Raw genomic sequence first — 14700 nt, forward strand, 5'->3', positions numbered from 1 at the left:
GACATCATACGGTCTCGACCCGTATCTGTCCTGAACGAAAATCCCGACCCGGCGCAGCAGGAGCCCGAAAAGTCCCATGTTCTCTGGTTCCATCCCCGCCCTGGTCACCCCCTTCGCCGACGGCGGGGCCTTCGACGAAACGGCCTATCGTGATCTTATAGACTGGCAGATCGCGGAGGGATCGTCGGCGCTGGTCCCCTGCGGCACCACGGGAGAGGCGGCGACGCTGACCGCCGACGAGCATTTCGGCATCGTCCGCATCTGCGTCGAGCAGGCGGCCGGCCGCGTGCCGGTGATCGCCGGCGCGGGCTCGAACGACACGCAGGTCGCCGCTGCCAACATCGCCCGCGCCAAGGATGCCGGCGCCGACGCCGCGCTGATGGTCCCGCCCTATTACAACCGCCCGAGCCAGGACGGCATCTATCAGCATTTCGCGCATCTCGCCGAACGGTCCGAGCTGCCGATCGTGCTCTACAACGTGCCCGGCCGCACCGTCACCGACATCCAGCCGGCGACGCTGGTGCGGATCGTCACCGCCTTTCCCGAGATCTTCGTCGCGGTGAAAGACGCGAGCGGGGCGATCGCCCGCGTCTCGGCACATCGCGCCGGCTGCGGCCCGGACTTCGTCCAGCTGTCCGGCAACGACGATATGGCGTTGGCGTTCAACGCGATGGGGGGCGTGGGGTGTATCTCCGTCTCGGCCAACGTCGCCCCGCGTCTGTGCGCCGCCTTCCAGGCGGCGTGTCAGGCCGGCGATTATGCCGCCGCGCTGGCGTTGCAGGACCGGCTCTACCCGCTGCACGACGCGTTGTTCTCGGATGCGTCGCCGGGGCCGGTGAAATATGCGATGACCCGCGTCCGGCCGGGCTTCCCGCAGGGCCTGCGCCTGCCGATGACCTGGCCGTCGGAGGCGTCGCGGGCGGCGGTCGATGCCGCTCTCGCGCATGCGGGGCTCATCTAATCCGCCCTTGCGCTGGGAACCGCCCGGCGCAGCCGGGTGGTAGAGGGGGCGTTGCCGCATACGGCCAAACTTACCGTATCCTCCGTCACCGCTTTGCGGCGCCACCTCCGCCTGGCGGGCATATGGATGCGGTAATGAGGCTCCATCGGCTTCCTCCTCTTACCCGTCACCCCGGACTCGCTCCGGGGTCCACCGTGCCGCAAGGCAACAGTGTCGGCTCAAGCCTTTCTCCCCGCCGCAGAGTGGACCCCGGACCAAGTCCGGGGTGACGGAGCGGGGTTGGTAGACGGCGGGCTCACGCGGACGCCCACATGCCATCCCCCTGCCAAGGCGGGGCAAGGATCGGAGCGTCCAAACGATATAACCCGCGCCCGCTTCCCCTTGCCCGCAACACCTCCTACATCGCGCTCACATGTCGCGTCCCAAACCCGCCACCTTCGACAAGAAGAAGATCGTCGCCGAGAACCGCAAGGCCCGGTTCGAATATACCATCGACACCGTCTACGAGGCGGGCATCGCGCTCACCGGGACCGAGGTGAAGTCGCTGCGCTTCGGCGAGGGCAGCATCGCCGAAAGCTATGCCGAGGTGCGCGACGGATCGGTCTGGCTCGTCAACGCCAACGTCCCCGAGTTCAGCCACGGCAACCGCTTCAACCATGAGGCGAAGCGTCCGCGCAAACTGTTGCTGCACGAGCGTGAGATCAACAAGCTGCACGGCGCGGTCGCGCGTGAGGGCATGACGCTCGTGCCGTTGAGCGTCTATTTCAACGGTCGCGGCCGTGCGAAGGTCGAGCTGGCACTGGCGAAGGGCCGCAAGGACCACGACAAGCGCGCCGCGATCAAGGAGCGCGAATGGAAGCGCGAAGCCGGTCGCATTATGCGCGACCGCGGCTGAGCGGAGCGAAACGCGCACCGCATGTTCCAGAAAAGCGTCGCCTGGTGTCGTCGCAACATGCCGACCCGCGAATCGATGGAATCGAACCGGTTGCTCCGGCCGGTCGCGCATCGCGTCATGGAGCCGGGGCTGTGGCGCTTCAATCGCCGCTCGGTGCCGCGCGGCGTCGCGCTCGGCATAGTCGCCGGCTTCCTCTTCCCGGTCGCGCAGATCGCGATCGCCGCGCTATTCGCGTTGCCGTTCCGCGCCAACGTGCCGGTCGCCGCACTCACCACCTTCATCACCAACCCGCTGACCACGCCCTTCCTGTGGTTCGTCGCCTACCGGATCGGCGCCTGGATGCTGCACAGCGATGCGCCCGCGATCGTCCAGCCGGTGGCGGAGGCGACCGACTGGCTGCATCGCGTCACCGGCGCGCTCGGCTGGCTGTGGGACAAGGGGCCGGCCTTCGCACTCGGCCTCGTGATCCTCACCAGCATCTGCGCCGCGCTCGGTTATGCGTTGAGCGCGCTCGGTTGGCGCCTGTGGATCGCACGCAAATGGCGTCACCGCCATGCGCCGAACCGCATTTGACGCGCCGCGGCAAGCCGGTACAACATCCGAGATACCATATCATGAGACAGGGGGAAAATATGCGTAAACAGGTACTTGCTGCGATACTGCTCGCCTCGGCGGCATCCGGCGCGGTCTATGCGCAGAGTGCGTCGCGCACGACGACCTCCACCGCGACGGCGCCGGCCGCTCCCGGCAAGCCGAAGCTCGGCGATTTCGGGGTCGACCTCACCGCCATGGACCGCAAGGTCGCGCCCGGCGACGACTTCTACAATTACGTCAACGGCGCCTGGATGGCGCGCACCGAGATCCCCGCCGACAAGGCGAGCTGGGGCGGCTTCGGCATCCTGCGCGACCTGTCGGACCAGCGCACCCGCGCGGTGATCGAAGGCGCGGCGGCAAGCCCGAGCAGCGACCCCGTCGCCGCCAAGATCGGCGACACCTATGCCGGCTTCATGGACGCCGCCGCGATCGAAGCCGCCGGTGCCGCACCGCTCAAGCCCTATCTCGCCAAGATCGCCACGATCCGCTCGCAGGCCGATCTCGCCAAGGCGTTCGGCGAGGCGACGATGCACGGCATCGACGTGCCGATCGGCGCCGGCGTGCAGCAGGACCTGAAGGACAATACGGTCTATGCCGTCTACCTCGGCCAGGGCGGCCTGGGCCTGCCCGACCGCGACTATTACCTGAAGGACGACGCCAAGTTCGCCGAGGCGCGGACCAAATACGTCACCTACATCGCCGACATGCTGCGCATGGCCGGCCAGCCCGATCCGCAGGGCTCGGCGCAGCGCATCTACGATCTCGAAAAGCAGATCGCGCAGGCGCATTGGGATCGCGCCGAGCTGCGCCAGGTCGAGAAGGGCTATAACCCCGCGCAGGTCGCCGATCTCGCCACCAGCATGCCGGGCTTCGACTGGAAGGCGATGCTCGCCGCGCAGGGCCTCGGTGCGCAGACCCGCGTAATCGTCGGCCAGCCCTCCGCGCTGACCGGCATCGCCAAGATCGTCGCCGCGACGCCGCTGCCGGTGTGGCGCGAATATATGGCGTTCCACACCATCTCGAACGCCGCGCCTCTGCTGTCGTCGAACTTCGTCAACACGCAATTCGCCTTCTACGGCACGACGCTCAACGGTACCCCGCAGCTCAAGGAGCGCTGGAAGCGCGGCGTCGATCTGGTCAACGGCAGCCTCGGCGAGGCGGTCGGCCAGATCTACGTCCAGAAGTATTTCCCGCCCGAGGCGAAGGCCAAGGCGGACGAGCTGGTCCACAACCTCATCGTCGCGATGGACGCGCGTCTCGCCAAGCTCGAATGGATGGCGCCCGAGACCAAGGTGAAGGCGCGCGCCAAGCTCGCCGCCTTCACGCCGAAGATCGGCTATCCCGACAAGTTCCGCGACTATACCGCGCTGCGCGTCGTCAAGGGTGACGTGCTGGGCAACGCCGACCGCGTCGCCGAGTTCGAATACAACCGCCAGCTCAACAAGATCGGCAAGCCGGTCGACCGCAGTGAATGGTTCATGACGCCGCAGACGGTCAACGCCTACGCCAATCCGCTGATGAACGAGGTCGTCTTCCCGGCCGCGATCCTCCAGCCGCCGTTCTTCGACCCCAATGCCGACCCGGCGGTGAATTACGGCGCGATCGGCGCGGTGATCGGCCACGAGCTGAGCCACCATTTCGACGATCAGGGCCGCAAGTTCGACCCCAAGGGCAATTTCGCCGATTGGTGGACCCCCGCCGACGTCCAGCGCTTCACCGCGCTGACCGACAAGGTCGTCGCGCAATATGGCGCCTACGAGCCGATCCCCGGCAGCCACGTCAACGGCAAGCTGACGCTGGGCGAGAACATGGCCGATCTTGCCGGCATCAACGTCGCCTATGACGCCTACAAGCTGTCGCTGAAGGGCAAGAAGGCGCCGGTGCTCGACGGCTTCACCGGCGACCAGCGCTTCTTCATGGGTTTCGGTCAGGTCTGGCAGACCAAGGCGCGCGAGGCGTCGATCAAGAACCAGCTCACCACCGATCCGCACACCCCGGGCCAGTGGCGTGCCTATGTGGTCCGCAACCTCGACGCCTGGTATCCGGCGTTCGACGTGAAGCCGGGGCAGAAATATTATCTGGCCCCCGCAGACCGCATCAAGATCTGGTAATCACGCGCTTTTCCGCCGCCCGCTCCACCCGGAGCGGGCGGCGTTTTCGTTTTTGGGAGATGCTATGAAGTCCTTCCTCCTCGCCGGTCTGCTCGGCGCCTCGGCGCTTGCCAGCATCGTCCATGCGCAGAGCACCCCCGCGCCGGCCGCCGCCGTGATCGGCAAGCCGGAACTTGGCACCTATGGCTTCGACACCGCCGGCATGAACACCGCGGTCGCGCCGGGCGACGATTTCTACGACTATGCCAACGGCACCTGGGCGAAGACCACCGCCATCCCCGCCGACAAGTCGAGCTTCGGCGCGTTCGACGTGCTTGCCGATCGCTCGCGCGACCGCACCCGCGGCATCCTCGAATCGGCGGCCAGGACCAAGGGGTCGAAGATCGGCACCGCTTATGCGACCTATCTCGACACCGCGGCGATCGAGAAGAAGGGTCTCGCCCCGATCATGCCATGGCTCGCCGAGATCAAGGCGGTGACCAAGGCGGGCTATCCGACGCTGATCGCCAGGGCGGCGAAGCAGGGCGTCGGCACGCCATTCGGCACCGGCGTGGGTCAGGACGCCAAGAACCCCGAAGTCTATATCGTCGGGGTCCGCCAGTCGGGCCTCGGCCTGCCCGATCGCGATTATTATCTCGACGCCAAGAACGCGAAGGAAAAGGCGGGCTACGAGGCGCATATCGCCAAGATGTTCACCCTCGCCGGCGAACCCGATGCCGCGGCGCGGGCGAAGGCGCTGGTCGATTTCGAGACGCAGATCGCGCAGGTCAGCTGGACGCGGATCGACAGCCGCGACGCCAACAAGACCTATAACAAGACCGGCATGGCCGACCTGACCCGCAGCGCGCCGGGCTTCGACTTCGTCACCTATCTGAAAGCGCTCGGCACGCCGGTCGACAGCCTCAATGTCAGCCAGCCCTCGGCGATCACCGGCATCGCCAAACTGATCGCGGCCGCACCGATCGCGGTGTTGCAGGACCAGCTCCTCATCCGCAGCCTCGACAACTACGCCGACGTGCTGCCCGCCGCCTTCGATGCCGAGCAATTCGCCTTCTACGGCACGTTGCTCTCGGGCACGCCGCAGCAGGAGGAGCGCTGGAAGCGCGCGGTCGGCTTCACCAGCGGCGCCCTGTCCGACGAGGTCAGCAAGGTCTATGTCGCGCAATATTTCCCGCCCGCGACCAAGGCGGCGGCGGACAGCCTCGTCAAGAACGTGCTGGCGGCGATGGGCACCCGCATCGACAAGCTCGACTGGATGGCGCCGGAGACCAAGGTCAAGGCGCATGCCAAGCTTGCCGCCTTTACTCCGAAGATCGGCTATCCCGATCGCTGGCGCGACTATTCCGCACTGAAGATCGTCGCCGGCGACGCGTTCGGCAACGAACGGCGTGCGGCGGAATGGCGCTATGCCTATAACATCGGCCATCTCGGCAAGCCGTTGCAGCGCTGGGAATGGGGCATGACGCCGATGACGGTCAACGCTTATGCCAATTTCGGCATGGTCGAGATCGTTTTCCCCGCCGCGATCCTGCAGCCGCCGTTCTTCGATCCCAACGCCGATCCGGCGGTCAATTACGGCGGCATCGGTGCGGTGATCGGCCACGAGCTGAGCCACCATTTCGACGATCAGGGCTCGAAATACGATGCCAGGGGCCAACTCACCGACTGGTGGACGCCACAGGACGTCGAACGGTTCAAGGCGCTCACCGGCAAGCTCGTCGTGCAATATGATGCGTACGAGCCGCTGCCCGGCCTGCACGTGAAGGGTGCGCTGACGCTCGGCGAGAACACCGCCGATCTCGCCGGCCTGTCGGTCGCCTATGACGCGTACAAGACGTCGCTGAATGGCCGCGAGGCACCGGTGATCGACGGCATGACCGGCGACCAGCGTTTCTATCTCGGCTGGGCGCAGGTGTGGCGCCGCAACTATCGCGAGGCCAACCTCAAGCAGCGGCTGATGACCGATCCGCACAGCCCGTCGCAGCAGCGCACCTGGGTCGTCCGCAACCTCGACCCCTGGTATGCGGCGTACAAACCCGCCCCGACCGGCAAGATCGTCCTGCCGCCGGAACAGCGCGTGCGGATCTGGTAGCGGGTTTCTCCCCGACCCGTGGGCAGGGGGGCATTGCCGATCAGCACCCCTTCTGCCCCGCGCCTGCCAAACTTCCCCCGTCACCCCGGACTTGTTCCGGGGTCCACCCTGCGGCGAGGAGAGTGGGTTGAGAACACAGCAAACCCCCGCGGCCCGGTGGACTCCGGAACGAGTCCGGGGTGACGGGTAGGAGGAGGATGCGGAACGAACCTAACCTCGCCACCTCGACCGTATGTGCTTGTCCTGCCCGACTCACGGGGGAGATATTCGCGCCCGCCAGAGGGAACCGATACGCCCCAACGACTTGCTCGTGCGCCAGGCCCCCACCAATCGCTTGACCTGACCCGTCCGATCCCGCGATGACGGCGCGGCCATGGCGTCGCCTCCGATCTTCGATCATCCCACCCGCACTGCCGCGCTGATCGCCGGCGTGATCACGCTCGCCGCCGCGGTCCTGGTCCTCGCCGTCGTCGGCAGCCTTGTTGCCGCCGCCGGGTTCCTAGCGGTCGGCATCATCGCCGCCGGCATGGTCTTCGCCTGGCATCTGCTCACCCCGCAGCACGCCACCGAACCCCGCACGATCGACTGGGAATTCACCCGTGCCGTCGCCCAGGCGAGCAGCGACGCGGTCGCGATCACCGATCGTGCCGGCCGCCTCGTCTGCGCCAACGACGCCTATGAGGCGCTGTTCGCCGGCTTCCCGACGCCGCCCGGCCTGCCGCTCGACAATGACGGCGTCGCGCTGCTTGGCAACGCCGGGCGCATCGCCTGGCGCGAGGGCAATGGCGTCGTCCGCAACCTCCAGGTCGGCGTCCACCGTATCTGCGCGCGTATCACCCGCGCTGGCGATGCGGGCGACATGCTCGTCTGGCGCTTCTCGGTGCTCGAGGAGCAGGACGTCGCCGCCTCCACCGAGGCGCTGATCGAGGGCGCGACCGGGGACCGGCTCGGCGGCGCCGGCGTGATGGCGGCGCTGATCTGCCCCGACGGCCGCGTCCGCGCCGCCAATCGCGTGCTCGCCCAGCGCGCGCTCGGCAGCGGCGAGCGCCTCGAAGGGCGCGATTTCGCCCGGCTGCTGATCACCGACAGCCGCGGCCTCGTCCGGTTCGAGCGCGAGGGCCTCGACGGCACGCCGCTGCGCGTCGTCCAGATCCCCTTCATGGATTCGGAGGATGCGCCGGTGCTCGTCGCGCTGCTCGACGACGAGGACAGCGCGCCCGCGATCGGCGCCTCCGCCTCGGCGCACGTGCGCAGCCTGGTCAGCCTGATGCCGTTCGGCATGGCGCTCGTGGATCGCGAGGGCAAGTTCCTCCAGATGAACGACGCCTTCATCCGCGCCGCGGGGGTCGAATCGCGCACCCCGCCGCTCTATCCCGGCGATCTCGTCGTGCGCGAGGACAAGGCCGCGGTCGCCGATGCGATTCGCCGCTTCGCCGGCGGCGCGACGCATTCGTCCGACATGGCGGTGCGCCTCAAGAGCCATCCCGAGGAGCCGGTCGCGCTCACCATCGCTGGCGCCCGCGGGCTCGGCGATGCCGCGGTGCTGCTCAGCCTCAAGGACAATAGCGAGGAAAGCCGTCTGAAGCGCGAGGTCGCACAGGCGACCAAGATGCAGGCGGTCGGCCAGCTCGCCGGCGGTGTCGCACATGATTTCAACAACATCCTGACCGCGATCATCGGCCATTGCGACCTGATGATGATGCGGCACTCGCCCGGCGACAGCGATTACGACGACATCCAGCAGATCCGCACCAATTCGAACCGCGCCGCCAGCCTGACCCGCCAGTTGCTCGCGTTCAGCCGCCAGCAGACGCTGCGCCCGCAGACGCTGCAACTGCCCGATGTCGTCGCCGAAGTGTCCAACCTGCTCAAGCGCCTGATGGGCGAACAGATCCGCCTCGACGTCACCCATGGCCGCAACCTCGGTGCGGTGCGCGCCGATCCGGGGCAGCTCGAACAGGTCGTCGTCAACCTCGCGGTCAATGCGCGCGACGCGATGCTCGCGCACAATCCGGGCGGCGGCGGCACGCTGACCATTCAGACCAAGTCGGTGACCGCCACCGAGGTGCGCGCGATGGCCTCCGACATCCTGCCCGTCGCCGATTACACCGCGCTGGTGGTGAGCGACGAGGGCGGCGGCATCCCTCCGGAGATCCTGCCCAAGATTTTCGAACCCTTCTTCACCACCAAGGAAGTCGGCAAGGGCACCGGCCTCGGCCTGTCGACTGTCTATGGCATCGTCAAACAGTCGGGTGGCTGGATCTTCGCCGAATCGAAACCGGGGCAGGGCGCCACCTTCACCATGTACCTGCCGGTCCATGCGGCCGGCACCGTCACCCGCGTCCCCGCCTCGCGCCCCAGCCCCAAGCCGGTCGAGATGTGGGGCACCGGCACCATCCTGCTCGTCGAGGACGAGGGCATGGTCCGCGCCGTCGCCGAGCGCGCGCTGACGCGGCAGGGCTATACGGTCATGACCGCGGAGAACGGCGAGGCGGCGCTCGAGCTGCTCGAACGCAACGGCCGCCCCGACCTGTTGATCAGCGACGTGGTGATGCCGACGATGGACGGCCCGACGATGGTCCGCCACGCCCGCGACCGCTATCCCGACCTGCCGATCATCTTCATGTCCGGCTATGCGGAGGAGCAATTGCGCCGCTCGATCGACCTCGACAACGTCGCCTTCCTGCCGAAGCCGTTCAGCGTCCAGCAGCTCGCCGAGGCGGCGCGGGACGTGCTGGTCGGACGGTAGACACGCCGCGGGCAGGGGGCGGGGGCGATGCGGTGGCTCGGGATCACACGGACGGCGATTTCCCACATCCAGCGCGCTGGATGGTGCGCAATTCGAACGCGCACGCCTCGCCACAGCGCAGCGCGACAAAATCATCTGTTGGCATTGCGCAATGACCGCGGGTAAGGGCGCGGCATGGCTTCTCCTACGCAGATCCTCATCGTCGAGGATGAACCGCTCATCGCGATGATGCTCGAGGATTTTCTCGAGGTCCTGGACAAGACGTCCGCCGGTACCGTCGACACGGTCGCCGGCGCGCTCGCGCGGGTCGAGGACGGCGGCATCGACGCCGCGATCCTCGACGTCAACCTGCGCGGCGGTGAAAAGAGCACGCCGATCGCCGAAGCGTTGGCGGCCCGCGACATCCCCTTCATCTTCGCCACCGGCGGCAGCGACGACAGCGTCGATGCGCAGTTCCGCGACCGGCCGGTATTGCAGAAGCCGTTCACCATGGACGGTGTCGCCAAGGCGCTCGACGCGCTCTGAACCCGATGGGCGAACGCCGCACGGCGTGTCGACGGACGTTCGTAGCTGAAAATACGATTATCCGCGTAACAAGCTTGCGTTGACGGGGGCTCTCGCGACATAGGGCGTCGCCATGACCCAGTTTGACAAGTCCCGCCTGCCGAGCCGCCACGTCTCGGTCGGCCCCGAACGCGCTCCGCACCGCAGCTATTATTACGCCATGGGCATCGGCGAGGAGGATATCGCCAAGCCGTTCGTCGCGCTCGCCAGCGCCGGCAACAATTCCGCACCGTGCAATACCACGCTCGACGGCCAGGCCGATGCCGCGCAGGCCGGCGTGATCCAGGGCGGCGGCATGCCGCGCCGCTTCAACACGATCACCGTCACCGACGGCATCGCGATGGGCCATCAGGGGATGAAGGCCTCGCTGGTCAGCCGCGAGGTCATCGCCGATTCGGTCGAACTCTCGGTCCGCGGTCATTGCTACGACGCGCTCGTCGGCTTCGCCGGCTGCGACAAGTCGCTGCCCGGCATGATGATGGCGATGCTGCGCCTCAACATCCCGTCGATCTTCGTCTACGGAGGCTCGATCCTGCCCGGCCGCTTCCATGATCGCGACGTCACCGTCGTCGACGTGTTCGAGGTGGTCGGCAAATATGCCGCCGGCGGCTGCCCGCTGTCGGAAGTGCACGAACTCGAAAAGGTCGCCTGTCCCGGCCACGGTGCCTGTGGCGGCCAGTTCACCGCCAACACCATGGCCTGCGTCGGCGAGGCGATCGGCCTCAGCCTGCCCAACAGCAACATGGTGCCCGCGCCATATTCGACCCGCGAACAGATCGCCGTCGCCGCCGGCGCGCAGGTGATGGAGCTGGTCGCAAAGCAGCTGCGTCCGCGCGACATCTGCACCCGCGCCGCCTTCATCAACGCCGCCCGCGTCGTCGCCGCGACCGGCGGTTCGACCAACGCCGCGCTGCATCTGCCGGCTATGGCGAGCGAGGCGGGCATCGACTTCGACCTGTTCGACGTTGCCGAAGCTTTCAAATCAACGCCGTACATCGCGGACCTCAAGCCCGGCGGGAAGTATGTGGCGAAGGACATGTACGAGGCGGGCGGCGTCTACATGCTGATGAAGACGATGCTTGCCGGTGGCCTGCTCGACGGCGATTGCATCACCGTCACCGGCAAGACGCTCGCCGAGAACATCGATCAGGTGACGTGGAACCCCGACCAGAAGGTCATCTACGACGTCAGGACGCCGCTGAGCCCGACCGGCGGCGTCGTCGGCCTGCGCGGCAGCCTCGCGCCCGATGGCGCGATTGTGAAGGTCGCCGGCATGCACCGCCTCCAGTTCGAGGGGCCGGCGCGCGTCTTCGACTGCGAGGAGGATTGCTTCGCCGCAGTCGAAGCCCGCTCGATCAACGAGGGCGAGGTGCTGATCATCCGCTACGAAGGGCCCAAGGGCGGCCCCGGCATGCGCGAGATGCTGTCGACCACCGCCGCGCTCTACGGGCTCGGCATGGGCGAGAAGGTCGCGCTGATCACCGACGGCCGGTTCTCCGGCGCGACGCGCGGGTTCTGCATCGGCCATGTCGGTCCCGAGGCGGCCGAGGGCGGCCCGATCGCCCTGGTCGAGGATGGCGACACGATCCGCATCGATGCCGAGGCCGGCACGATCGACCTCGTCGTCGACGAGGCGGTGCTGGCGGCGCGGCGGGCGGCATGGCGCCCGCGGGTGAACGATTACGGCTCGGGCGCATTGTGGCGCTATGCCCAGAACGTCGGTCCCGCTTGGCAGGGCGCTGTCACCCATCCCGGCGCCAAGGCCGAAACGCACGTCTATGCCGATATCTGATCGCGCGGCGGCGGGAGCGGCGTTGCTGCTTCTCGCCGCCTGCAGCGATCCGCGCACCGGCGGCAACGCCGTGGCGCAGGCGGTGGCCGAGCATGACGGCGACATCCTCTGCGCGCGCGGTGGCGCTGCGATGGCGCGCGACTGTACCGTGAACCGGACACCGGGCACGCGTGGCCTGATCCTCACCCTGCGCCACCCCGATGGCGGCTTCCGCCGCCTGCTCGTCACCCGCGATGGGCGCGGCGTCGTCGCGGCGGATGGGGCGGAGCCCGCGATGGTGAGCATCGTGGAGAAGGGCACGATCGACGTCGCGGTCGGCGGTGACCGCTATCGCCTGCCGGCCACGATCGGAGCGGCGCGATGATCGCCATCGATGGCCGGCCGATCCTCACCGCCGCGCAGATGCGCGCCGCCGAAGATGCTGCCGTCGCCGGCGGCGTTTCGGTCACTGCGCTGATGCAGCGGGCGGGGGAGGGCATCGCCCATGCCGCGCGCCGCCTTGCCGCCGGTGGCGAGATCCTGATCCTTTGCGGGCCGGGCAACAATGGCGGTGACGGCTATGTCGCCGCGGTCACGCTCGCGGGGCTCGGCCACGCCGTCCGCGTCGCCGCCAGCGTACCGCCGAAGACCGACGCGGCGACCGCCGCCCGTGCCGCCTGGACCGGTGCGATCGAGCCGCTGGCCGAGGCCGGCCCCGCGCCGATCCTGCTCGACTGTCTGTTCGGCACCGGCGTCACCCGCCCGCTTGCCCCGGAGATCGATACAGCGCTGGCCCGCCTGTCCGCGACGGCGCGCGTCGTCATCGCCGCGGACCTGCCGAGCGGCACCAACGCCGACACCGCCACCGCAGCCGATTGGGCGCGCAACCATCCCGTCACCGTCACGCTCGCGCTGGGTGCGCTCAAGCCCGCGCATGTCCTTCATCCGGCCGCCGCGACATGCGGCAGCGTGCGCCTGATCGATCTCGGCATCGACTGCGCGGGTCCGGTCAGCGTGGTGCGGGCGCCGACCCTGCCGCAGCCGGGCCCCGACTCGCACAAATACACCCGCGGCATGGTGGCGGTCGTCGCCGGACGGATGGAGGGTGCCGCCCGGCTCGCCGCCGTCGCCGCGCTGCGCAGTGGCGCCGGCTATGTCGCGCTCTATGGCGGCAGCGGCCAGGGCGGTCCCGACGCGCTCGTCCACCGCTCCTACGATCCCGAGGCGCTCGCCGACGAGCGGATCGGCGCGATCCTCATCGGTCCCGGTCTCGGCCGCGACGACGACGCGCGCCACCGCCTGCACGAACTCATCGACGCCGACGCGCATCCCCTCGTCATCGACGGTGACGCGCTCCACCTCCTGGACCCCGAGGCTTTGCACGACCGCCGCCACCCCGTCGTGCTGACGCCGCACGCTGGCGAGTTCCGCGCGCTGTTCGGCACACCCGACGGCTCGCTGATCGATCAGGCACGCGCCGCCGCGACCCGTGCGAACGCCATCGTCGTCCTCAAAGGCCCCACCACGATCGTGGCGAGCGCCACCCATGCCCGCATCCACCCGGCCGGCAATCCCTGGCTGTCCACCGCCGGCACCGGTGACGTGCTCGCCGGCACGATCGCCGCGCAACTCGCGCACGCGCATGTCGATCCGCTCGCCGCCGCCGATGCCGGCGTCTGGTTGCACGCCCGCGCCGCGCGTATCGCCGGGAAAAGCTTCATCGCCGACGACTTGGCAAATGCGCTCACCCCGGCCAGAGCCGGCGCATGACCTCCCCCGATACGATTCTGCGCGTCGCGGCGCGCGGCGATGGCGTTACCGCCGATGGCCGCCACGCCGCCTTCGCCGCGCCCGGCGACCTGCTGAACGACGACGGCACGCTGACCCATGGGCCGCACCACCAGCAGCCGCCCTGCCGCCATTTCCCCGAATGCGGCGGCTGCCAGCTCCAGCATCTCGACGACGACGCCTATGCCGCCTTCGTGACCGACCGCGTCGCCAGCGCGCTCGACGGCCAGGACCTCACCGCCACGCTGCGCCCGCCGCTGGTGTCACCGCCCAACACCCGCCGCCGCGCGACGCTGCACGCGGAAGGGAAGGGCGGCCGCGTCACGCTCGGTTTCACTGCCGAGAAAAGCCATGCGATCGTCGACATGCGCGAATGCCATATCCTCGCGCCCGCGCTGTTCGCGATCGTCGCACCGCTGCGGACCTTGCTCCAGAAGCTCGGCTTCAAGCGGCGCGGCGACGTCCATCTGACGCTGTCCGATCAGGGGCCGGACGTGATGGTGACCAACCTCACCGCCGACGGCCTCGCCGCCGCCGAGGCGATCACGAGCTTCTGCGAACGCCATGGCATCGCCCGCTTCACGCTCGACAGCGGCATCGGTGCGGAGACGCGCTGGGAGCCACAGCCGGTGACGATCACGCTCGGCGGCCATCCGGTGCCGCTGCCCCCCGCTGCCTTCCTGCAGGCCACGCAGGAGGGCGAGGACGCGCTCGTCGCCGCGATGCGGGAGGCGACCAGCGGCGCGGCCACCGTCGCCGACCTGTTCGCCGGGCTTGGCACCTTCACGCTGGCGTTGGCCGCCCGTGTCTACGCGGCGGAGGGCGCCCGCGATGCGCTCTTCTCGCTCAAGGCCGCGGCGGGCAGGGGGCAATTGCCGGTCTTCACCGAACATCGCGATCTCTACCGTCGTCCGCTGACCGTGACCGAACTCGACCGCTTCGACGCGATCGTCATCGACCCGCCGCGCGCCGGCGCCCGCGACCAGGTCGAGGCGCTCGCCGCTTGCCAGTCGAAGGTGATCGGCTACGTCTCGTGCAACCCGTCGAGCTTCGCCCGCGACGCGCGTCTGCTGGTCGACGGCGGCTGGCGGATCGACTGGGTCCAGCCCGTCGGCCAGTTCCGCTGGTCCACCCACGTCGAACTGGCAGCGCGCTTCTTCCGGTAATTGGTTCGC

At 68.5% G+C, this 14700-nt stretch carries 11 protein-coding genes; all 11 read left to right on the forward strand.

All coding sequences use genetic code 11. The features are described from left to right. Positions 1-76 precede the first annotated feature (76 nt). The 11 genes from dapA (at position 77) to HD841_RS07365 (ending at position 14691) form a co-directional block, all read left to right on the forward strand. Positions 77-961 (forward strand): 4-hydroxy-tetrahydrodipicolinate synthase, encoded by an 885-nt coding sequence (dapA, locus tag HD841_RS07315; protein ID WP_179508242.1) that lies wholly within the window; start codon positions 77-79, stop codon positions 959-961. A 412-nt stretch (positions 962-1373) separates the two neighbouring features. Next, positions 1374-1856: an SsrA-binding protein SmpB gene (gene smpB, locus HD841_RS07320; RefSeq protein WP_038659218.1), complete on the forward strand. Its 483-nt coding sequence runs from the start codon at positions 1374-1376 to the stop codon at positions 1854-1856. 21 nt (positions 1857-1877) lie between these two features. Then, complete coding sequence (locus tag HD841_RS07325; RefSeq protein WP_179508243.1) at positions 1878-2429, forward strand: DUF2062 domain-containing protein; 552 nt, start codon at positions 1878-1880, stop codon at positions 2427-2429. A 59-nt stretch (positions 2430-2488) separates the two neighbouring features. Beyond that, entirely contained in the window at positions 2489-4561 is a 2073-nt protein-coding gene (locus HD841_RS07330) for a M13 family metallopeptidase (protein ID WP_179508244.1), read from the forward strand. 64 nt (positions 4562-4625) lie between these two features. After that, positions 4626-6653: a M13 family metallopeptidase gene (locus HD841_RS07335; protein WP_179508245.1), complete on the forward strand. Its 2028-nt coding sequence runs from the start codon at positions 4626-4628 to the stop codon at positions 6651-6653. 373 nt (positions 6654-7026) lie between these two features. Then, a complete protein-coding gene (locus HD841_RS07340; RefSeq protein ID WP_179508246.1) occupies positions 7027-9402 on the forward strand; it encodes a hybrid sensor histidine kinase/response regulator in 2376 nt (791 codons plus the stop codon). A 174-nt stretch (positions 9403-9576) separates the two neighbouring features. Then, positions 9577-9927 (forward strand): response regulator, encoded by a 351-nt coding sequence (locus tag HD841_RS07345; RefSeq protein WP_179508247.1) that lies wholly within the window; start codon positions 9577-9579, stop codon positions 9925-9927. 112 nt (positions 9928-10039) lie between these two features. Next, entirely contained in the window at positions 10040-11758 is a 1719-nt protein-coding gene (gene ilvD, locus HD841_RS07350) for a dihydroxy-acid dehydratase (protein WP_179508248.1), read from the forward strand. Beyond that, positions 11745-12122, forward strand: a complete 378-nt coding sequence (locus tag HD841_RS07355) for a hypothetical protein (protein ID WP_179508249.1) — start codon at positions 11745-11747, stop codon at positions 12120-12122. The genes ilvD and HD841_RS07355 overlap by 14 nt, the downstream gene beginning before the upstream one ends. Continuing rightward, the gene (locus HD841_RS07360) at positions 12119-13507 is read left to right on the forward strand and encodes an NAD(P)H-hydrate dehydratase (RefSeq protein WP_179508250.1); all 1389 of its coding nucleotides are present in this window, start codon (positions 12119-12121) and stop codon (positions 13505-13507) included. The genes HD841_RS07355 and HD841_RS07360 overlap by 4 nt, the downstream gene beginning before the upstream one ends. Then, positions 13504-14691, forward strand: a complete 1188-nt coding sequence (locus HD841_RS07365) for a class I SAM-dependent RNA methyltransferase (RefSeq protein WP_179508251.1) — start codon at positions 13504-13506, stop codon at positions 14689-14691. Before HD841_RS07360 ends, HD841_RS07365 begins: the two co-directional genes overlap by 4 nt. The last annotated feature ends 9 nt before the right edge of the window (positions 14692-14700 follow it).

This window comes from Sphingomonas melonis (assembly GCF_013409985.1).
In the GTDB taxonomy this organism is placed as follows: domain Bacteria; phylum Pseudomonadota; class Alphaproteobacteria; order Sphingomonadales; family Sphingomonadaceae; genus Sphingomonas; species Sphingomonas melonis_A.